17 protein-coding genes and 1 pseudogene are annotated in these 20,259 nt (G+C 63.0%); 15 read left to right on the top strand and 3 right to left on the bottom strand.

Annotated elements, in window-relative coordinates:
* Positions 1-91: 91 nt before the first annotated feature.
* The 5 genes from LOY51_RS08745 (at position 92) to LOY51_RS08725 (ending at position 5,529) form a co-directional block, all read left to right on the top strand.
* Positions 92-595, top strand: a complete 504-nt coding sequence (locus tag LOY51_RS08745; RefSeq protein ID WP_046856488.1) for an ureidoglycolate lyase — start codon at positions 92-94, stop codon at positions 593-595.
* Positions 596-640: 45 nt separating this feature from the next.
* A complete protein-coding gene (locus tag LOY51_RS08740) occupies positions 641-1,960 on the top strand; it encodes a urate hydroxylase PuuD (RefSeq protein ID WP_258645730.1) in 1,320 nt (439 codons plus the stop codon).
* Between the two features lie 152 nt (positions 1,961-2,112).
* Positions 2,113-3,468 (top strand): nucleobase:cation symporter-2 family protein, encoded by a 1,356-nt coding sequence (locus LOY51_RS08735; RefSeq protein WP_125857975.1) that lies wholly within the window; start codon positions 2,113-2,115, stop codon positions 3,466-3,468.
* Between the two features lie 140 nt (positions 3,469-3,608).
* Positions 3,609-4,394 (top strand): outer membrane protein OmpK, encoded by a 786-nt coding sequence (locus LOY51_RS08730; RefSeq protein ID WP_125463333.1) that lies wholly within the window; start codon positions 3,609-3,611, stop codon positions 4,392-4,394.
* Between the two features lie 352 nt (positions 4,395-4,746).
* On the top strand, positions 4,747-5,529 hold the full coding sequence (locus LOY51_RS08725) for an outer membrane protein OmpK (RefSeq protein WP_232880068.1): 783 nt from the start codon (positions 4,747-4,749) through the stop codon (positions 5,527-5,529).
* A 74-nt stretch (positions 5,530-5,603) separates the two neighbouring features.
* Here the strand turns inward: LOY51_RS08725 and LOY51_RS08720 are convergent, their stop codons facing one another.
* Complete coding sequence (locus tag LOY51_RS08720) at positions 5,604-5,906, bottom strand: hypothetical protein (RefSeq protein WP_125463331.1); 303 nt, start codon at positions 5,904-5,906, stop codon at positions 5,604-5,606.
* A gap of 184 nt (positions 5,907-6,090) precedes the next feature.
* Here LOY51_RS08720 and LOY51_RS08715 point away from each other — a divergent pair.
* Positions 6,091-7,996 (top strand): annotated as a pseudogene (locus LOY51_RS08715) (LTA synthase family protein).
* Here LOY51_RS08715 and LOY51_RS08710 read toward each other — a convergent pair.
* Positions 7,986-8,894, bottom strand: coding sequence for a DUF808 domain-containing protein (locus tag LOY51_RS08710; RefSeq protein WP_258645725.1), 909 nt, complete (start codon positions 8,892-8,894; stop codon positions 7,986-7,988). The pseudogene LOY51_RS08715 and the gene LOY51_RS08710 sit on opposite strands and share 11 nt — an antisense overlap.
* A gap of 132 nt (positions 8,895-9,026) precedes the next feature.
* On the opposite strand from LOY51_RS08710, the gene LOY51_RS08705 reads away from it, so the two are divergent.
* Entirely contained in the window at positions 9,027-9,638 is a 612-nt protein-coding gene (locus tag LOY51_RS08705) for a TetR/AcrR family transcriptional regulator (RefSeq protein ID WP_125463328.1), read from the top strand.
* Positions 9,639-9,760: 122 nt separating this feature from the next.
* Here LOY51_RS08705 and LOY51_RS08700 read toward each other — a convergent pair whose 3' ends face one another.
* Positions 9,761-10,201 carry a GlcG/HbpS family heme-binding protein gene (locus LOY51_RS08700; RefSeq protein WP_125463327.1) on the bottom strand — a complete coding sequence of 147 codons (441 nt, stop codon included), beginning with the start codon at positions 10,199-10,201 and terminating at the stop codon, positions 9,761-9,763.
* Positions 10,202-10,457: 256 nt separating this feature from the next.
* Here LOY51_RS08700 and gcl point away from each other — a divergent pair, with 256 nt between their 5' ends.
* From gcl to LOY51_RS08660, 8 genes are all read left to right on the top strand, one after another.
* Complete coding sequence (gene gcl, locus LOY51_RS08695; RefSeq protein WP_125463326.1) at positions 10,458-12,233, top strand: glyoxylate carboligase; 1,776 nt, start codon at positions 10,458-10,460, stop codon at positions 12,231-12,233.
* Between the two features lie 57 nt (positions 12,234-12,290).
* On the top strand, positions 12,291-13,073 hold the full coding sequence (hyi, locus tag LOY51_RS08690; RefSeq protein WP_125857971.1) for a hydroxypyruvate isomerase: 783 nt from the start codon (positions 12,291-12,293) through the stop codon (positions 13,071-13,073).
* A gap of 176 nt (positions 13,074-13,249) precedes the next feature.
* Entirely contained in the window at positions 13,250-14,143 is an 894-nt protein-coding gene (locus LOY51_RS08685) for a 2-hydroxy-3-oxopropionate reductase (protein ID WP_125463324.1), read from the top strand.
* A 174-nt stretch (positions 14,144-14,317) separates the two neighbouring features.
* Complete coding sequence (locus tag LOY51_RS08680) at positions 14,318-15,592, top strand: glycerate kinase type-2 family protein (protein ID WP_125463323.1); 1,275 nt, start codon at positions 14,318-14,320, stop codon at positions 15,590-15,592.
* The gene (gene pyk / locus LOY51_RS08675; protein ID WP_125857970.1) at positions 15,589-17,004 is read left to right on the top strand and encodes a pyruvate kinase; all 1,416 of its coding nucleotides are present in this window, start codon (positions 15,589-15,591) and stop codon (positions 17,002-17,004) included. The genes LOY51_RS08680 and pyk overlap by 4 nt, the downstream gene beginning before the upstream one ends.
* Before the next feature lie 182 nt (positions 17,005-17,186).
* Positions 17,187-18,062, top strand: a complete 876-nt coding sequence (locus LOY51_RS08670; RefSeq protein WP_125463322.1) for an urea transporter — start codon at positions 17,187-17,189, stop codon at positions 18,060-18,062.
* A gap of 45 nt (positions 18,063-18,107) precedes the next feature.
* Positions 18,108-18,929 (top strand): ion transporter, encoded by an 822-nt coding sequence (locus LOY51_RS08665; RefSeq protein WP_125463321.1) that lies wholly within the window; start codon positions 18,108-18,110, stop codon positions 18,927-18,929.
* Between the two features lie 221 nt (positions 18,930-19,150).
* Complete coding sequence (locus LOY51_RS08660) at positions 19,151-20,149, top strand: sulfate ABC transporter substrate-binding protein (protein WP_125857967.1); 999 nt, start codon at positions 19,151-19,153, stop codon at positions 20,147-20,149.
* The last annotated feature ends 110 nt before the right edge of the window (positions 20,150-20,259 follow it).

Here is a 20,259-nt window from a genome sequence, read left to right as displayed (position 1 = left end):
GCCCGAGTGCGTGACGCGTCCGTACCCAGGGCCTGGCAAGAGCTACCAGTCCACCCAAATCAAGAACAACGAACATAGAAGAGATAACCGCATGCGCACCCTGATGATCGAGCCCCTGACCAAAGAAGCCTTTGCCCCGTTCGGTGATGTGATCGAAACCGATGGCAGCGACCACTTCATGATCAACAACGGCTCGACCATGCGCTTCCACAAGCTCGCCACGGTCGAGACCGCCGAGCCTGAGGACAAGGCGATCATCAGCATCTTCCGCGCCGACGCGCTGGAAATGCCGCTGACCGTGCGCATGCTGGAACGCCATCCGCTGGGCAGCCAGGCTTTCATCCCGCTGCTCGGCAACCCCTTTCTGATCGTGGTCGCGCCAGTTGGCGATGCACCTGTATCAGGCTTGGTCCGCGCCTTCCGCAGTAACGGCAGGCAGGGCATCAATTACCATCGCGGCGTTTGGCACCACCCGGTGCTTACGATCGAAAAGCGGGATGATTTCCTGGTGGTTGATCGCAGTGGTTCTGGCAACAACTGCGATGAGCATTACTTCCCCGAGGAACAGATGCTGATCCTCAATCCCCACCAATAAGAAAGGGTCGGTCATCTATGTGGTGACCGGCGAGAGGTAACTACTGTGGAAGCACACCTTCACGAATGGCTGAACCTGAGCATTCGCTGGGTTCACATGATCACCGGCGTCGCCTGGATCGGTGCATCGTTCTACTTCGTCTGGCTGGAGAACCACCTGAACCGAAGCAACCCGCGCGATGGGTTGTCGGGTGACCTTTGGGCCATCCACGGTGGCGGTATCTACCACCTGGAAAAATACAAGCTCGCGCCACCGAAAATGCCCGAGAACCTGCACTGGTTCAAATGGGAAGCCTACTTCACCTGGATGTCCGGGATCGCCTTGCTGTGCGTGGTGTTCTACTGGAACCCGGCTCTGTACCTGCTGGCCCCCGGCAGCACCCTGAGCGGTGCCGAAGGCGTGGCCATCGGTATCGGTTCGCTGATCGCCGGCTGGTTCGTCTACGACTTCCTCTGCGACTCGCCCCTGGGCAAGAAACCAGCCCTGCTGGGTGGCGTGCTGTTCGTGCTGATCATCGCCGCATGCTGGGGCTTCAGCCTGGTGTTCAGCGGCCGCGGTGCTTACCTGCACACCGGCGCGATCATCGGCACCATCATGGTCGGTAACGTGTTCCGCATCATCATGCCGGCCCAGCGCCAGCTGGTGGCGGCCATCGAGAACAACCAGACCCCCGACCCGGTACTGCCGGCCAAGGGCCTGCTGCGCTCGCGCCACAACAACTACTTCACCCTGCCGGTGCTGTTCATCATGATCAGCAACCACTTCCCGAGCACCTACGGCAGCCAGTACAACTGGCTGATCCTGGCCGGGATCGCGGTGGCCGCGGTACTGATCCGCCACTACTTCAACACCCGCCACGACAGCAACAAGTACGCCTGGACCCTGCCTGTCGGCGCCCTGGCGATGATCTGCCTGGCCTACGTGACCGGCCCCAAGCCGCTGCCGACCGCCCCTGAGCAGGCCGCCGCCAAGGTCGAATACCAGCCGCTGCCGGCCACGGCCGTGGGTGGCAAGACCGCCGCCGAGCTGCGCGCCGAGGAAGCTGCCAAGCCTGCCGAAGCACCAACCGCAGCACCTGCCCAGGCCACCGCCCAGGCAGCCACCGGCGGTTTCGACAAGATCCACAACGTCATCCAGGAACGCTGCACCGTGTGCCACTCGTCCAAGCCGACCAGCCCACTGTTCAGCGCCGCCCCTGCCGGCGTGATGTTCGACACCCCGCAGCAAATCCAGGCCCAGGCCGCGCGCATCCAGGCGCAGGCCGTCGCCAGCCAGATCATGCCGCTGGGCAACATCACCCAGATGACCGTTGAAGAACGCAAGCTGGTCGGCGACTGGATCGCCAAAGGCGCCCAGGTCAACTGAAAGCAGCTGCAAGCTACAAGCGGTAAGTAGCTAGATAACAAGCAAGCATCGAGCCTCAGGCTTCGAGCGGGAACCACAAGCTTCTACTTGAAGCTTGCCGCTTGGAGCTTTTGGCTTGGATCCGAGAATAAAAACAAAACTCGAGGTGCTGCATGTCCGAGTCACCCAAGGCGTACATTCCTGTTGCGCCGCCACGACAGCCCCTGCCCCTGTTCCAGCTGATCCTGGTGGGTTTGCAACACGTTCTGCTGATGTACGGTGGCGCCATTGCCGTGCCGCTGATCATCGGCCAGGCCGCCGGCCTGTCCCGCGAGGAAGTCGCCTTTCTGATCAACGCCGACCTGCTGGTCGCCGGCGTTGCCACCATCATCCAATCCTTCGGTATCGGCCCGGTCGGCATCCGCATGCCAGTCATGATGGGCGCCAGCTTCGCTGCCGTCGGCAGCATGGTGGCCATGGCCGGCATGCCTGGCGTCGGTTTGCAGGGGATCTTCGGCGCGACCATCGCCGCCGGGTTCTTCGGCATGCTGATCGCGCCATTCATGTCCAAGGTCGTGCGGTTCTTCCCCCCCCTGGTGACCGGCACGGTCATTACCTCCATCGGGCTGTCGCTGTTCCCGGTGGCGGTCAACTGGGCCGGTGGCGGCCATGAGGCCCAGACCTTCGGCTCGCCGATCTACCTGATGGTCGCCGGCCTGGTGCTGGCGGTGATCCTGCTGATCAACCGCTTCATGCGCGGTTTCTGGGTCAACGTTTCGGTACTGGTGGGCATGGGCCTGGGCTACATTCTCGCCGGCTCCATCGGCATGGTCGACCTGTCCGGCCTGAACGAGGCGCCCTGGCTGCAGGTGGTCACCCCACTGCACTTCGGCATGCCGACCTTCAGCCTGGCGCCGATCCTGTCGATGTGCCTGGTGGTGGTGATCATCTTCGTCGAGTCCACCGGCATGTTCCTAGCCCTGGGCAAGGTCACCGACCGTGAAGTTACCCCTGGGATGCTGCGTCGCGGCCTGCTGTGCGACGCCGGGGCATCGTTCATCGCCGGGTTCTTCAACACCTTCACCCACTCCTCGTTCGCCCAGAACATCGGCCTGGTGCAGATGACCGGGGTGCGTTGCCGCTACGTCACGGTGATGGCCGGTGGCTTGCTGATCCTGCTCAGCCTGCTGCCCAAGGCGGCCTTCCTGATCGCCTCGATCCCGCCTGCAGTACTGGGCGGCGCGTCCATCGCCATGTTCGGCATGGTCACCGCCACCGGGATCAAGATCCTCCAGGAAGCGGACATCTCCGACCGTCGCAACCAGCTGCTGGTTGCGGTCAGCGTCGGCCTGGGCCTGATCCCCGTGGTGCGCCCGGAGTTCTTCGCACAGATGCCGCAGTGGATGGAACCCATCACCCACAGTGGCATTGCCATGGCCACCCTCAGCGCCCTGGTGCTGAACCTGCTGTTCAACATCCTCGGTGGCGCCGAACGCGCCGCGCACAACGACGCCTGCCACCAGCATTGAGGACCAGGGGCGGCAGCCTTTGCCGCCCCGCTTGCCACCCGCAGTAACCGCATGACCGTCGGCCCGCCGGAATGGGCCGCCCGGGGCGCCTGCGCGCCGAAAAAACCGCCAACAAAAACAATAAGTCCGGGAAACACAACATGAAGCGCATCACTTCCTCGCTGTTGCTGGGCAGCAGCCTGCTGGCCACCCTCCCCTCCCACGCCGGCGAATGGCTGCAGTGGCACGGCGAAAGCCTGACCTACCTGTATGGCAAGGATTTCAAGGTCAACCCCGATATCCAGCAGACCATCACCTTCGAGCACGCCAACAAGTGGAAGTACGGCGACACCTTCCTGTTCGTCGACAAGATCTTCTACAACGGCAAGCCCGACCCGAGCAAAGGCGTGACCACCTACTACGGCGAGTTCAGCCCGCGCCTGTCGTTCGGCAAGATCCTCGACCGCAACCTGAGCTTCGGCCCGGTCAAGGACGTGCTGCTGGCCATGACCTACGAACGCGGCGAAGGCGACAACGAGGCCTACCTGATCGGCCCCGGCTTCGACCTGAACATTCCCGGCTTCAACTACTTCACCCTGAACTTCTACCTGCGCAACACCGAAGGCAGCCGCCCGGGTGACAACGTCTGGCAGATCACCCCCGGTTGGTCCTACACCATTCCCGTGGGCCGCTCCGACATCCTGATCGACGGTTACATGGACTGGGTCACCGACAACGACCAGACCCGCCGTGGCACCTACCATTCCAACCTGCACTTCAACCCACAGGTCAAATACGACCTGGGCAAGGCCCTGAACCTGGGCGCCAAGCAGCTTTACGTGGGCTTCGAGTACAGCTACTGGAAGGACAAATACGGCATCGACAGCCGCGGCAACCTGGAAAGCAACCAGAGCGTCGCCAGTGCCCTGATCAAGGTCCACTTCTGATAACCTGACCAAACGCACAACTTTGTAACACCGTGCTCCAGGACGGAGCACTTGAGGACCGGCGCGCAAGCCAGTAATCTGCGCGCCCCCTCGATCGGGGCAGGAAGGATCCTGCCCACGTTTGCTGACCGCTCAGTCAATGAATTCGGGCGGTTGGTCAACGTGTTGCCAGCCTGAAAGAACCATGTTCATCCGTTCAGCAAGACGTCGAGCAGGATGGTTGTGGCCAACCCGGAAAAGTTGGCGCAGCTCTTGCCAAACAGCTGTGGCCAATCGAAAAAAGCTGACTCAAAAGACAAAAAACGGCGCCCGAGCGCTGACAACAGATCCAATCAAGGGAGCGACACACGCAATGCGCATCATCAATAGCCTGATCCTCGCTGGCGGCCTGCTGGCCTGCGGCGCCAGCCAAGCCGGTGACCTGCTGCAGTGGCAGAACAACAGCCTGACCTATCTGTGGGGCAAGAACTTCAAGGTCAACCCCGAAATCCAGCAGACGGTGACCTTCGAGCACGCCGATGCCTGGAAGTACGGCGACAACTTCTTCTTCCTCGACAAGATCTTCTACCAGGGCAAGAAGGACGCCAATAACGGCCCGAACACCTACTACGGCGAGTTCAGCCCACGCCTGTCGTTCGGCAAGATCTTCGACCAGAAGATCGAGTTCGGCCCGGTCAAGGACGTGCTGCTGGCCATGACCTACGAGTTCGGCGAGGGTGACACCGAGTCCTACCTGATCGGCCCAGGCTTCGACCTGGCCATTCCAGGCTTCGACTACTTCCAGCTGAACTTCTACCAGCGCACCACCGACGGCAGCCGCCCGGGCGACAACGTCTGGCAGATCACCCCAGTGTGGTCCTACACCATCCCTGTGGGTTCGTCCGACGTGCTGATCGACGGCTTCATGGACTGGGTGGTGGACAACGACGAGAACCGTCGCGGCACCTACCAGGCCAACCTGCACTTCAACCCGCAGATCAAGTACGACCTGGGTAAAGCCCTGCACCTGGGTGAGAAGCAGCTGTACGTCGGTATCGAGTACGACTACTGGAAGAACAAGTACGGCATCAAGGACAGCGACGCCTTCACCACCGACCAGAACACCGCAAGCTTGTTGGTGAAAGTGCACTTCTGATGACTAAAACGAAACAGCGCCTCTAATAGAGGCGCTGTTTCGTTAGAGCATGTAGGAATAAACCTACATATAAGTCAGCCTTTTCTTACTTTTGAAAAACTTGTCTTGTAAATCAACATCAACATTATTGGCAAAACTACACCTACCGCCAATAAACCAGCCTCAACCTGGGCATGATCGAGCACCCGCCAAATATCCAGCATCAGCATGAATCCATTGATCAGCAGCGCCACGCCAAACATGGCGCAACACCTGAGCAACGCCGCGACGCCCACGCCACTCATCAGCAACCACAGGCCCAGAACGCTCCAGGCCAGCGCAGTGAGCAGGTATAGCGCCAAGTGATAGGCATCATAGGTCAACACATTGCCAAACATGTTCAGCCCTCGCCTTTATTAATAAAGAAAGGCCTGAACTATAAAGGTGAAAATTCACTCAGCATACAGCGAAACTTTGACAAAACTTTTGCAAACACTCCGGTACTCTGCACGCTTTCCTGCACCCAATAAGGACATAGGCAGAACTCATGCGTGCACCTCTCGCCGCCCCTGGCGCTTCCTCATTCTTTTGTGCTCTACCTGGTTCGGCGTTTTTCTGCTGACCCGACTGGTCTTGTTGCTGGCCCACGCAGACGAGTTCAGCGGTAACTACTTCGCGGTGTTTTTCACCGGCGCGCTGTACGACCTCAGCTTCCTCATCTATGCCGCCCTGCCGCTAGGCCTTTACCTGGCCCTATGCCCAGAGTCGCTGTGGCGCACCCGGGCGCACCGCTGGCTGATGCAGGGCGTGCTGGCCGTCAGCCTGTTCGTGATGCTGTTCGTCGCCGTGGCCGAATGGCTGTTCTGGGACGAATTCGGCGTGCGCTTCAACTTCATCGCCGTCGACTACCTGGTGTATTCCAAGGAAGTGCTGGACAACATCCGCGAGTCCTACCCCCTGCCAACCCTGCTCGGCAGCCTCGCGGTGGCTGCCGTGGTGCTTTGCCTGCTGCTGCGCAAGCCACTGCTCCGCGCACTGTCCGCAGCGCCCGCCAACGCGCGCCAGCGCCTGGCCGGCATTGCCGTGCTGACGGTACTGTGCGGCGCCTCGGTATTGATCATCGACCAGCAGTTCCCGCGCAACCCGGATGGCAACGCCTACCAGCGAGCTGTCCAGCAACGGCCCGTACCAGTTCTTCGCCGCTTTTCGCAACAACGAACTGGACTACAGCCAGTTCTACGCCACCCTCGGCGCCGATGATGTCGGTGCGCAGATGCACCATGAACTGGCCGCCGCCAATGCCCGCTTCGACCTGCGCGAGCCCCAGGACATCCGCCGCCACATCAGCGCCAGCGGCCCGCAGCGCACGCCAAACATCATCCTGGTGACCATCGAAAGCTTCAGCGCCAAGTACATGGGCAGCAACGGCGACCCGCGCAACCTCACGCCCAACCTCGACGTGCTGCGCAAGCAGAGCCTGTATTTCAACAATTTCTACGCCACCGGCACGCGCACCGACCGTGGCCTGGAAGCCATCACCCTGTCGATTCCGCCCACCCCCGGGCGCTCGATCGTCAAGCGCATCGGCCGCGAAAGCGGCTACGCCAGCCTCGGCCAGCAACTGGCGGCCGTGGGTTACGACGCGGTCTACGTCTATGGCGGGCGCGGCTACTTCGACAACATGAACGCGTTCTTCAGCGGCAACGGCTATCGCATCGTCGACCAGAGCAGCGTCGATGAAAGCGAAATCAGCTTCAAGAATGCCTGGGGCATGGCCGACGAAGACCTGTATCGCCAGGCGATCAAGCTGGCCGATGCCGACCACGCCACGCAAAAGCCGTTCTTCCTGCAGCTGATGACCACGTCCAACCACCGCCCTTACACCTACCCCGAGGGGCGTATCGACATCCCCTCCGGTGACGGTCGCGAAGGTGCGGTGAAGTACACCGACTACGCCATCGACCAGTTCCTGCAACAGGCCCGCAAAAAGCCCTGGTTCGACAATACCCTGTTCATCTTCGTCGCCGACCACACAGCCGGCAGCGCCGGCAAAGAGGACCTGCCGGTCGCCAACTACCAAATTCCGCTGTGGATCTATGCACCGAAGATGATCGAACCGGCCGAGAACCCGACCCTGGCCAGCCAGATCGACCTGGCGCCGACCCTGCTCGGCCTGCTCAACCTCAGCTACACCTCGACCTTCTTCGGCCGCGACCTGCTCAAGGGCGACGACTTGCCACCCCGGGTGCTGATCGGCAACTACCAGCACCTGGGCCTGTACGACGGCAAGGACCTGGCGATCCTCAGCCCACGCGGTGGCCTGCGGATTCACCAGGATGCCCTGGGCAACAGCCATGAAACCAAGGTGGGCGTGGACAACCCGCTGATCCGCCGGGCCATTGCCTACTACCAGAGTGCGGCCTACGGCTTCAGCCAGAACCTGCTGAGCTGGCGCCCACAGGAGAAGAGCGTCACGGTCAGCCCCTGACCGCGCGCCATAGCTTCGATACAGCGCTGACCAGCGCCAGCACCACGGCCCCGGCGACCACGCCGGCCACGCCGTTGAGCAAGGCACCGGTCAGCGCCCCGCCCCGGCCTTCGGCGAAGGCCTCGATGGCGTGATGCAGCGGTGCAATGCCGTGCACCAGGATGCCGCCACCAACCAGGAACATGGCCGCAGTGCCAATCACCGACAGGCTCTTCATCAGGTATGGCGCCGCGCGCAGGATGCCGTTGCCGACGGCACGGGTGACGCTCGAGGCCTTCTTGCTCATCCACAGCCCGAGGTCATCGAGCTTGACGATGCCGCCGACCAGGCCATACACACCCACGGTCATGACAATGGCGATGCCCGACAGCACGATGATCTGCTGGGTCAGCGGCGCATCGGCGACGGTACCCAAGGTGATGGCGATGATCTCGGCGGAGAGGATGAAGTCGGTCCGCACCGCGCCCTTGATCTTGTCCTTCTCGAAGGCCACCAGGTCGACATTGGCATCGGCTACGGCTTCTTTACGCGCCTCGTGCTGCGCCTCGTCCTCTTCCTTGCTGTGCAGGAACTTGTGCGCCAGCTTCTCGAAACCCTCGAAGCACAGGTAGGCGCCACCGACCATCAGCAGCGGCGTCACCGCCCAGGGAATGAACGCGCTGATCAGCAGCGCCGCCGGCACCAGGATCGCCTTGTTGACCATCGAGCCCTTGGCCACCGCCCACACCACCGGGATCTCGCGCTCGGCGCGCACGCCGGAAACCTGCTGGGCATTGAGCGCCAGGTCGTCACCGAGCACGCCGGCGGTCTTTTTCGCCGCGACCTTGGTCATCAGCGACACATCGTCGAGTACCGTGGCGATGTCGTCGATCAGTACCAGTAGACTGCTTCCTGCCATGTTTGCTTGTATCCCGTGGTTTGAGTGCTGCGGATTCTAGCCGAAAGTCGCTGCCTTGAGCCCCCGTCGAGGCGGGTGCTACCATGCCGGACCCCTCACGGAGGGGGCCATACACGAGGAAGACCCCCGACAATGAGCACCATTCGCGAGCGCAACAAGGAACTGATCCTGCGCGCGGCCAGTGAAGAATTCGCCGACAAGGGCTTCGCCGCCACCAAGACCAGCGATATCGCGGCCAAGGCCGGCCTGCCCAAGCCGAACGTGTACTACTACTTCAAGTCGAAGGAAAACCTCTACCGCGAGGTGCTCGAAAGCATCATCGCGCCGATCATGCAGGCTTCGACGCCGTTCAGCGCCGATGGCGACCCCAAGGAAGTGCTGAGCGCCTATATCCGCTCGAAGATCCTCATCTCCCGCGACCTGCCCCACGCCTCGAAAGTGTTCGCCAGCGAGATCATGCACGGCGCGCCGCACCTGTCGCCGCGCCAGGTCGAGCAGCTCAACGAGCAGGCCCGGCATAACATCGAGTGCATCCAGCGCTGGATCGACCGCGGGCAGATCGCCAACGTCGACCCGCACCACCTGATGTTCAGCATCTGGGCAGCGACACAGACCTACGCGGATTTCGACTGGCAGATTGCCGTGGTGACGGGGAAGGCCAAGTTGGCCGACAGTGACTACGATGCGGCGGCAGAAACCATCATTCGCCTGGTGCTGAAGGGCTGCGAGCCAGAGGCAGCCTGAACCACGGCGATTGCCCCTTCGCGGGTAAACCCGCTCCCACGGGGTCACCACAACCTTCAACATTGTGGTGAACCTGTGGGAGCGGGTTTACCCGCGAAAGGGCCGGTAGCGTCAATAAAGAATCAGGCAGCCACCCCGGCATCCGCCGTCAGCCCCAGCTCTTCGATCGCACTGATCGCACACTGCTCGTCGATATCCGACGTATCCCCGCTGATCCCTACCGCACCCAGCACCTTGCCGTCCTGATCGCGAATCAGCACACCCCCCGGCACCGGCACCACCGGCCGCTCACCCAAGCCATTCAACGCGGCATAAAACGCCGGCCGCTGCTGCGAATCCAGCGCCAGCAGGCGCGAGCCCTTGCCCAGGGCCACTGCCCCCCAGGCTTTGCCGATGGCCACCTCCGGTCGCAGCAGGCTGGCGCCATCCTCCCGTTGCAGCGCCAGCAGGTGCCCGCCGGCATCCAGCACCGCCACGGTCAGTGGCGCTGCGTTGATCTTGCGGCCTGCGGCCAGCGCGGCGTTTACCACGCCGACGGCGACTTTAAGGGTCAATGCGTTCATGAAAAGGTCCTCTTCTTGTTGTGAGAAGCCCTGAGGGCAGTTGAAAACCGATGAGAGAATAGAACACAACAGAGATATGTTTTGTATACAATAATTTGACGCAATCGTACCCACTGCGACGAAATGCCGCTTTTCACGGGCCCAAGCGCCAATCAAACCCTGCCGACGAAAATGGATTGACCTTTGGGTCGAAGCGTGAATACACTCTGTCGCAAAGCAAGTTGTATACAATTACAAAATCGATGAGGCACAAACCATGAGCAAAATGAGAGCAATCGATGCAGCCGTTCTGGTCATGCGCCGTGAAGGTGTAGATACCGCGTTCGGCATTCCTGGCGCCGCGATCAACCCGCTTTACTCGGCCCTGAAAAAAGTCGGTGGCATCGATCACGTCCTCGCTCGCCACGTCGAAGGTGCCTCGCACATGGCCGAGGGCTACACCCGCGCCAACCCGGGCAACATCGGCGTATGCATCGGCACCTCCGGCCCTGCCGGCACCGACATGGTCACCGGCCTGTACAGTGCGTCGGCCGACTCCATCCCGATCCTCTGCATCACCGGCCAGGCTCCGCGTGCCCGCCTGCACAAGGAAGACTTCCAGGCCGTCGACATCACCAGCATCGTCAAGCCGGTGACCAAGTGGGCGACCACCGTGCTGGAGCCGGGCCAGGTGCCTTACGCGTTCCAGAAGGCCTTCTATGAAATGCGCACCGGCCGCCCAGGCCCTGTGCTGATCGACCTGCCGTTCGACGTGCAGATGGCCGAGATCGAATTCGACATCGACGCCTACGAGCCACTCGCGATCAACAAGCCGTCCGCCACCCGCGTACAGGCCGAAAAAGCCCTGGCCCTGCTCAATGACGCCGAGCGCCCACTGCTGGTAGCCGGTGGCGGCATCATCAACGCAGACGCCAGCGACAAGCTGGTCGAGTTCGCCGAACTGACCGGCGTACCGGTAGTCCCGACCCTGATGGGCTGGGGCACCATCCCTGACGACCACGCACTGATGGTCGGCATGGTCGGCCTGCAGACCTCGCACCGCTACGGCAACGCGACCATGCTCAAATCCGACCTGGTGTTCGGTATCGGCAACCGCTGGGCCAACCGCCACACCGGCTCCGTCGACGTCTACACCGAAGGCCGCAAGTTCGTGCACGTGGACATCGAGCCGACCCAGATCGGCCGCGTGTTCACCCCGGACCTGGGTATCGTCTCCGATGCCGGCAAGGCGCTGGACGTGTTCCTCGAAGTGGCCCGCGAGTGGAAAGCCGCCGGCAAGCTGAAGTGCCGCAAGGCCTGGCTGGAAGATTGCCAGCAGCGCAAGGCGACCCTGCAGCGCAAGACCAACTTCGACAACGTTCCGGTCAAGCCACAGCGCGTGTACCAGGAAATGAACGAAGTGTTCGGCAAGGACACCACCTACGTCAGCACCATCGGCCTGTCGCAGATCGCCGGCGCGCAGTTCCTGCACGTGTACAAGCCACGCCACTGGATCAACTGCGGCCAGGCCGGCCCGCTGGGCTGGACCATCCCTGCTGCCCTGGGCGTGGTCAAGGCCGACCCGAAACGCAAGGTTGTCGCGCTGTCCGGTGACTACGACTTCCAGTTCATGATCGAAGAGCTGGCAGTGGGCGCGCAGTTCAACCTGCCGTACGTCCACGTGCTGGTGAACAACGCCTACCTCGGCCTGATCCGCCAGGCGCAGCGTGGCTTCGACATGGATTACTGTGTACAACTGGCGTTCGAGAACATCAACTCCACCGACGCCGCCACCTACGGTGTCGACCACGTCGCCGTGGTCGAAGGCCTGGGCTGCAAGGCCATCCGCGTGTTCGAACCGGCCGAGATCGCCCCTGCCCTGCTCAAGGCGCAGAAGATGGCCGAAGAGTTCCGCGTACCGGTCGTGGTCGAAGTGATCCTCGAGCGTGTCACCAACATTTCCATGGGCACCGAGATCAACGCGGTCAACGAGTTCGAAGACCTCGCCCTGGTCGGCAACGACGCGCCAACCGCCATCTCGATGCTCGACTGATTGCCTGACGCCCCCGCGCACCGGCGTGCCGGGGGCCCTCATTGCAAGGAGACAACCATGCCTCGCTTCGCTGCCAACCTGTCCATGCTGTTCACCGAACAGGACTTCCTGGCCCGCTTCAAGGCCGCCGCCGATGCTGGCTTCAGCGGTGTCGAATACCTCTTCCCGTACGATTTCAGCGCCGCCGAGATCAAGCAGCAGCTCGACGCCCACGGCCTGACCCAGGTGCTGTTCAACCTGCCGGCCGGTGACTGGGCCAAGGGTGAGCGCGGCATCACCTGCCACCCGGACCGCGTCGAAGAGTTCCGCGCCGGCGTCGACAAGGCCATCGAGTACGCCAAGGTGCTGGGCAACACCCAGGTCAACGCCCTGGCCGGCATCCGTCCGCAAGGCCTGCAGTGCGCCGACGTACGCAAGACCTTCGTCGACAACCTCAAGTACGCCGCCGACAAGCTCAAGGCCGCCGGGATCCGCCTGGTCATGGAAATGATCAACACCCGCGACATCCCCGGTTTCTACCTGAACACCACCCAGCAGGCCCTGGAAATCCAGGCCGAAGTGGGCAGCGACAACCTGTTCCTGCAGTACGACATCTACCACATGCAGATCATGGAAGGTGACCTGGCCCGCACCCTGGAAGCCAACCTGGCGCTGATCAACCACGTGCAGCTGGCCGACAACCCGGGCCGCCACGAGCCCGGCACCGGCGAGATCAACTACCGCTTCCTGTTCGAGCACCTGGACCGCATCGGTTACCAGGGCTGGGTGGGCGCGGAGTACAAGCCCAAGACCACCACCGAGGCGGGTCTGGGTTGGCTGAAGACGCACAACGCTATCTAACGGCTGAGCGCAGGCCCCTGTTGAAAACAGGACACTGTGGGAGCGGGTTCACCCGCGAACACCGGCGAAGCCGGTGCCATCCACCGCAGTGCCTGCTTCGCGGGTAAACCCGCTCCCACAGGGGCCTGTTCAGCCTGCTCCATCGAGATTCAACAATTACAACGAGGTAATCTCTCATGGCTAAAATCGGTTTCATCGGCACCGGCATCATGGGCAACCCCATGGCCCAGAACCTGCAAAAAGCAGGTCACAGCATCTTCGTATCGACCCACCACGACGCAGCTCCAGCCAACCTGATCGCCGCCGGCGGCGTGGCCCTGGCCAACCCCAAGGAAGTGGCCCAGGAAGCTGAATTCATCATCGTCATGGTGCCCGACACCCCGCAGGTCGAGAGCGTCCTGTTCGGTGAAAACGGCGTTGCCGAAGGCGTGGGCCCGAACAAGGTCGTGATCGACATGAGCTCGATCTCGCCTACCGCCACCAAAGCCTTCGCCGAGAAGATCAAGGCCACCGGCGCCGCCTACCTGGACGCCCCGGTGTCCGGCGGTGAGGTCGGCGCCAAGGCCGCCACCCTGAGCATCATGGTCGGCGGCTGCCCGAAAGCCTTCGAACGCGCCCTGCCGCTGTTCGAAGCCATGGGTAAGAACATCACCCGCGTCGGCGGCAACGGTGACGGCCAGACCGCCAAGGTCGCCAACCAGATCATCGTCGCCCTGAACATCCAGGCCGTTGCCGAAGCGCTGCTGTTCGCTGCCAAGAACGGCGCGGATCCAGCCAAGGTGCGCGAGGCCCTGATGGGCGGCTTCGCCTCCTCGAAGATCCTCGAAGTGCATGCCGAGCGCATGATCAAAGGCACCTTCGACCCAGGCTTCCGCATCAACCTGCACCAGAAGGACCTGAACCTGGCCCTGCAAGGCGCCAAGGAGCTGGGCATCAACCTGCCCAACACGTCCAATGCCCAGCAAGTGTTCAACACCTGCCAGGCCCTGGGCGGCGGCAACTGGGACCACTCGGCGCTGATCAAAGGCCTGGAGCACATGGCCAACTTCTCGATCCGCGACGAGAAATAAGCTTCAAGCTTCAAGCTGCAAGCTTCAAGCGGCAAGCAAAAGCAGATCTGCTTTTACTTGCAGCTTGTAGCTTGAAGCTTGCAGCTGTGGGGACCGCCCCTGGTTCGGCCTGCACGGAGGCAGTTCCAGGGGCGTTTTTGATTCTGCAGAACAACAATAATCTGGGAGCCTGCCATGTCGGTCGATCCACAAAACCTCCTGCGCGAACTGTTCGACACAGCCATCGCCGCCGCCCACCCCCGTCAGGTCCTCGAACCCTACCTGCCCGCCGACCGCAGCGGCCGGGTCATCGTCATCGGTGCAGGCAAAGCCGCCGCCGCCATGGCCGAAGTGGTCGAAAAAAGCTGGCAGGGCGAAGTCTCAGGCCTGGTCGTCACCCGCTACGGCCACGGCGCCAACTGCCAGAAGATCGAAGTGGTCGAAGCCGCCCACCCGGTCCCCGACGCCGCCGGCCTGGCCGTGGCCAAGCGCGTGCTCGAGCTGGTCAGCAACCTCACCGAAGACGACCGCGTCATCTTCCTGCTCTCCGGCGGCGGCTCGGCCCTGCTGGCCCTGCCCGCCGAAGGCCTGACCCTGGCCGACAAGCAGCAGATCAACAAGGCGCTGCTGAAATCCGGCGCCACCATCGGCGAGATGAACTGCGTGCGCAAGCACCTCTCGGCGATCAAAGGCGGCCGCCTGGCCAAAGCCTGCTGGCCAGCCACCGTCTACACCTATGCGATTTCCGATGTACCGGGCGACCTGGCCACGGTCATCGCCTCCGGCCCTACCGTGGCCGACCCGAGCACCTCGGCCGATGCCCTGGCGATCATCAAGCGCTACAACATCGAGGCCCCCAAAGCCGTCATCGACTGGCTCAACAACCCGGCCTCCGAAACCGTCAAGGCCGACGACCCGGCGCTGGCGCGCAGCCACTTCCAGCTGATCGCCAAACCCCAGCAGTCGCTCGAGGCCGCCGCCGTGAAGGCCCGCCAGGCCGGCTTCAGCCCGCTGATCCTCGGCGACCTGGAAGGCGAGTCGCGGGAAGTGGCCAAGGTCCACGCCGGCATCGCCCGGCAGGTCGTCCTGCATGGCCAGCCGCTGAAGGCGCCCTGCGTGATCCTCTCCGGCGGCGAGACCACCGTCACCGTGCGCGGCAACGGCCGCGGCGGGCGCAACGCCGAGTTCCTGCTCAGCCTCACCGAAAGCCTCAAGGGCCTGCCGGGCGTGTACGCCCTGGCCGGTGACACCGACGGCATCGACGGCTCGGAAGAGAACGCCGGCGCCTACATGACCCCGGACAGCTACGCCCGCGCCGAGGCCCTGGGCCTGTCGGCCAGCGATGAGCTGGACAACAACAACGGCTACGGCTACTTCGCCGCCCTGGATGCGCTGATCGTCACCGAGCCGACCCGCACCAACGTCAACGACTTCCGCGCCATCCTGATCCTCGAGACTCCGCAATCATGACGCCTGATAAAAAAGTAAAAATCCTCGCCACCCTCGGGCCTGCGATCAAAGGCATCGATGACATCCGCCAGCTGGTCGAAGCCGGGGTGAACATCTTCCGCCTCAACTTCAGCCACGGCGAACACGCCGATCACGCCCTGCGCTACCAGTGGATCCGCGAAGTCGAGCAGCAGCTCAACTACCCGCTGGGCATCCTCATGGACCTGCAGGGCCCGAAACTGCGCGTTGGCCGTTTCGCCGACGGCAAGGTGCAACTGCAGCGTGGCCAGGCCCTGCGCCTGGACCTGGACAAGACCCCGGGCGACAGCCGCCGGGTGAACCTGCCGCACCCGGAGATCATCGCCGCGCTGGAGCCCGGCATGGACCTGCTGCTCGATGACGGCAAGCTGCGCCTGCGGGTGACCGCCAAGCACAGCGATGCCATCGACACCGAAGTGCTGGCCGGCGGCGAGCTGTCCGACCGCAAGGGCGTCAACGTGCCGCAAGCGGTGCTCGACCTGTCCCCGCTCACCGACAAAGACCGCCGCGACCTCACCTTCGGCCTGGAGCTGGGCGTGGACTGGGTGGCCCTGTCGTTCGTGCAGCGCCCGGAAGACATCGTCGAGGCGCGCCAGCTGATCGGCGACCGCGCCTACCTGATGGCCAAGATCGAGAAGCCCTCGGCGGTCGAGCAACTGCAAGCCATCGCCGAGCTGTCCGACGCGATCATGGTCGCCCGTGGCGACCTGGGCGTGGAAGTCCCGGCCGAGAGCGTGCCGCAGATCCAGAAAGCCATCATCGGCACCTGTCGCCAGCTGGGCAAACCGGTGGTGGTGGCCACGCAGATGCTCGAATCCATGCGTTTCTCCCCTGCCCCGACCCGCGCCGAAGTCACCGACGTGGCCAACGCCGTGGCCGAAGGTGCGGACGCGGTGATGCTGTCGGCCGAGACCGCCTCGGGTGACTACCCGCTGGAAGCGGTGCAGATGATGAGCAAGATCATCCGCCAGGTGGAGAACGGCCCGGACTACCAGGCCCAGCTCGACGTCGGCCGGCCCAAGGCCGAGGCCACGGTATCGGATGCCATCAGCTGCGCGATCCGCCGCATCAGCGGCATCCTGCCGGTGGCGGTGCTGGTCAACTACAGCGAGTCGGGGAACTCCACCCTGCGCGCCGCCCGCGAGCGGCCACGGGCGCCGATCCTCAACCTGACGCCGAACCTCAACACCGCACGGCGCCTGAGCGTGGCCTGGGGTGTGCACTCGGTGGTCAACGACCGCCTGCGCCAGGTCGACGAGGTGGTCTCCACCGCGCTGGAGATCGCCCAGGCACAAGGCATGGCCAGCCGCGGCGACACGCTGCTGATCACCGCCGGTGTGCCTTTCGGCAAGCCAGGTTCGACTAATACGCTGCGAATCGAGACCTTGGTCTGAGATCGCCGGGGGCGCTTTGCGCCCCTTTCGCGACACAAGGCCGCTCCTACAGGAGACCGCGATCCCTTGTAGGAGCGGCCTTGTGTCGCGAAAGGAGGGCAAAGCCCTCCCGATACACCGAACCCGCGGAAAACCGAGGCCCAAAGAGGCCCACCGCTGACCACTCACCTTACCGACTGCCCATGTACACCAAAAATTTCGTCAACCCGTGCCCCGACTGGGCCACGGCGCTGCTCAACGGCTTCAGCCAGGTGCTGTTGCTGCGCAACCCCCTGTGCGGCCTGTGCTGCCTGCTGGCCATCCTGCTGACCGCCCCTTCGCTGGTCGGCGGCGCCCTGCTCGGTGCCCTCGCCGGCCTGCTCACCGCCCAACGTCGCGGCTATGACCGCGCCGACCGCCAGGCCGGGCTGTACTGCTATAACGGCGTACTGATCGGCATCCTGATCAGCGCCGTGCTGCCCTGGTCGGCCATCCTGCCGCCGCTGATCATCGCCGCCGGTGGGCTGTCGAGCATGCTCACCCATCAGTGGCGTAAACGCGGCGGCAAGTTGCTGGTGGCCTACACCGCGCCCTTCGTGCTGCTGGGCTGGGCCGCGCTGCTGCTGGCCGAACCCACCACCAACAGCTACGTCGAGGCCGACCCGCTGTATGCCATGCTGCGCGGCATCGGGCAGATCTTCCTGCTCGACAAGCCAATGGCCGGGTTGCTGATCGTCATCGGGATGTACTTTGCCAACCCTTATGCCGCCACCTGGGCGGTGATCGGTGCGGCCATCGGTGGTGGTGTTGCGCTGCTGGCCGGTGAGGCGCAAGGGGCCTGGCTAGGGCTGTATGGTTTCAACGCGGCATTGGCTGCACTGGCCTTCAGCCGTCAGGGTGAGAGACCCTGGGTGACGTTGCTGGCCATCGCTCTGGCGCTGTTGCTGCAACCGCTGTTCAACCTGCTGCCGATTGCCGGGCTGACCGCGCCGTTTGTGGTCGCCTGCTGGTTGATGCACCTGGGCAGCCACCTGGCGCAGCTCAACCAACGCCGCAACGCGCCGCGCTTGCACAGCTGATACCCAGCCCCTAGGCTCTGCCCATTTGCACAATGGAACGCGCCCATGGATAACCCTGCAAGCCTGCGCGAGCGGCTCTACGTCATCGTCTTCCAGACCGATACCGCAGCTGGAAGACGCTTCGACAAGGCCCTGCTGCTGATCATCCTCGCCAGCCTGGTCACGGTGATCCTCGACAGCATCGACGAAGTACACCAGGGCTACGCCGGCCTGCTGGCCGCCATCGAGTGGGGTTTCACGGCGATCTTCCTCGCCGAATACATCACCCGCCTGTACTGCTCGCCCAAACCGCTGCGCTACGCCTTCAGCTTCTATGGGCTGGTGGACCTGCTGGCGATCGTGCCGGGGATCCTCGCCCTGTACTACAGCGATGCCCAGTACCTGCTGATCATTCGCGTCATCCGCATGCTGCGGATCTTCCGCGTGCTCAAGCTCAGCCCCTACCTCAAGCAGGCCCACTACCTGCTGGCGGCGCTGCAGGGCAGCAAGCAGAAGATCATCGTGTTCCTGGTCAGCGTGTCGACCCTGGTGACGGTGTTCGGCACCCTGATGTACGTGATCGAAGGCCCCGAGCATGGTTTCACCAGCATCCCCAAGGGCATCTACTGGGCCATCGTCACCCTGACCACCGTGGGCTTCGGCGACATCGTGCCGAAGACTCCGCTGGGGCAGGTGCTGTCGTCGCTGGTGATGATCATCGGTTACTCGATCATTGCCGTGCCTACCGGCATTTTCACTGCCGAGCTGGCCAACGCGCTGCGTGGGGAGCAGTTGCAGCACGACTGCCCGACCTGCGCCAAGAACCACCATGAACATGGCGCGGCGTTCTGTTCGCGCTGCGGCAATGCATTGTTTCCCAAGCATTGAGGTCGCCTGTGCTGGCCACTTCGCGGGTAAACCCGCTCCCACAGGTACTGCGCAACCCGGAAGTATTGTGACCTCCTTGTGGGAGCGGGTTTACCCGCGAAGAGGCCAGTACTGACAACGACATAACCAAAGTCCTTTTTGTTCTTTAACCCACGCAAAGCCACCCGCTATAGTCGCTGGCATATCGCCAACCCTTTGAACCAGAACAAGGAATGCCCCCAGTGAAAAAACTCTTCAGCGCCTCGCTGCTGGCCGCGGGCCTGGCCCTGGGCAACCTCGCCCAGGCCGCCCCGACCCTGCTCAACGTCTCGTACGACGTGATGCGCGACTTCTACAAGGACTACAACCCGGCGTTCCAGAAACACTGGGAGAAAGAACACAACGAGAAGGTCAACCTGCAGATGTCCTTCGGCGGCTCGAGCAAACAGGCCCGCGCAGTGATCGATGGCCTGCCGGCCGATGTCATCACCATGAACATGGCCACCGACATCAATGCCCTGGCCGACAACGGCAAGCTGGTGCCGGACAACTGGGTGACCCGCCTGCCGAACAACAGCGCGCCGTTCACCTCGGCCACCGTGTTCATCGTGCGCAAGGGCAACCCGAAAGCGCTGAAAGACTGGCCCGACCTGCTCAAGGACGGCGTACAGGTGATCGTGCCCAACCCCAAGACCTCGGGTAACGGCCGCTACACCTACCTGTCGGCCTGGGGCTATGTGCTCAAGCAAGGCGGCGACGAAGGCAAGGCTCGCGACTTCGTCGGCAAGCTGTTCAAGCAGGCGCCGGTGCTCGATACCGGTGGCCGCGCCGCCACCACCACCTTCATGACCAACCAGATCGGCGACGTGCTGGTGACCTTCGAGAACGAAGCCGAAATGATCGCCCGCGAGTTCGGCCGCGACCAGTTCGAAGTGGTCTACCCAAGCGTGTCGGCAGAAGCCGAGCCGCCGGTGAGCGTGGTCGACAAGGTGGTGGCCAAGAAAGGCACCCAGGCCGTGGCCGAGGAATACCTGAAGTACCTGTGGTCGCCTGAAGCCCAGGAAATCGCCGCCAACAACTACCTGCGCCCGCGTGACGCCACGGTACTGGCCAAGTACACCGACCGCTTCCCGAAAGTGGACTTCCTGTCGGTGGAGAAGACCTTCGGTGACTGGCGCACCGTGCAGAAGACCCACTTCAACGACGGTGGCGTGTTCGACCAGATCTATACCAATAAGTAGCAACTGATTCAGGCAGGTCCGGCCCCTTCGCGGGTAAACCCGCTCCCACGGGAATCGCTACAGGTCTGAATACTGTAGGGTCCCTGTGGGAGCGGGTTTACCCGCGAAGA

Source organism: Pseudomonas sichuanensis (assembly GCF_024749065.1).
GTDB classification, from domain to species: domain Bacteria; phylum Pseudomonadota; class Gammaproteobacteria; order Pseudomonadales; family Pseudomonadaceae; genus Aquipseudomonas; species Aquipseudomonas sichuanensis.
This window is presented reverse-complemented; position numbering and strand designations above follow the sequence as displayed.

Coding starts and splice junctions, on each gene's coding strand:
- LOY51_RS08745 (WP_046856488.1), top strand. CDS start 92: ATGCGCACCCTGATGATCGAGCCCCTGACCAAAGAAGCCTTTGCCCCG.
- LOY51_RS08735 (WP_125857975.1), top strand. CDS start 2,113: ATGTCCGAGTCACCCAAGGCGTACATTCCTGTTGCGCCGCCACGACAG.
- LOY51_RS08730 (WP_125463333.1), top strand. CDS start 3,609: ATGAAGCGCATCACTTCCTCGCTGTTGCTGGGCAGCAGCCTGCTGGCC.
- LOY51_RS08725 (WP_232880068.1), top strand. CDS start 4,747: ATGCGCATCATCAATAGCCTGATCCTCGCTGGCGGCCTGCTGGCCTGC.
- LOY51_RS08720 (WP_125463331.1), bottom strand. CDS start 5,906: ATGTTTGGCAATGTGTTGACCTATGATGCCTATCACTTGGCGCTATAC.
- LOY51_RS08710 (WP_258645725.1), bottom strand. CDS start 8,894: ATGGCAGGAAGCAGTCTACTGGTACTGATCGACGACATCGCCACGGTA.
- LOY51_RS08705 (WP_125463328.1), top strand. CDS start 9,027: ATGAGCACCATTCGCGAGCGCAACAAGGAACTGATCCTGCGCGCGGCC.
- LOY51_RS08700 (WP_125463327.1), bottom strand. CDS start 10,201: ATGAACGCATTGACCCTTAAAGTCGCCGTCGGCGTGGTAAACGCCGCG.
- gcl (WP_125463326.1), top strand. CDS start 10,458: ATGAGCAAAATGAGAGCAATCGATGCAGCCGTTCTGGTCATGCGCCGT.
- hyi (WP_125857971.1), top strand. CDS start 12,291: ATGCCTCGCTTCGCTGCCAACCTGTCCATGCTGTTCACCGAACAGGAC.
- LOY51_RS08685 (WP_125463324.1), top strand. CDS start 13,250: ATGGCTAAAATCGGTTTCATCGGCACCGGCATCATGGGCAACCCCATG.
- LOY51_RS08680 (WP_125463323.1), top strand. CDS start 14,318: ATGTCGGTCGATCCACAAAACCTCCTGCGCGAACTGTTCGACACAGCC.
- pyk (WP_125857970.1), top strand. CDS start 15,589: ATGACGCCTGATAAAAAAGTAAAAATCCTCGCCACCCTCGGGCCTGCG.
- LOY51_RS08670 (WP_125463322.1), top strand. CDS start 17,187: ATGTACACCAAAAATTTCGTCAACCCGTGCCCCGACTGGGCCACGGCG.
- LOY51_RS08665 (WP_125463321.1), top strand. CDS start 18,108: ATGGATAACCCTGCAAGCCTGCGCGAGCGGCTCTACGTCATCGTCTTC.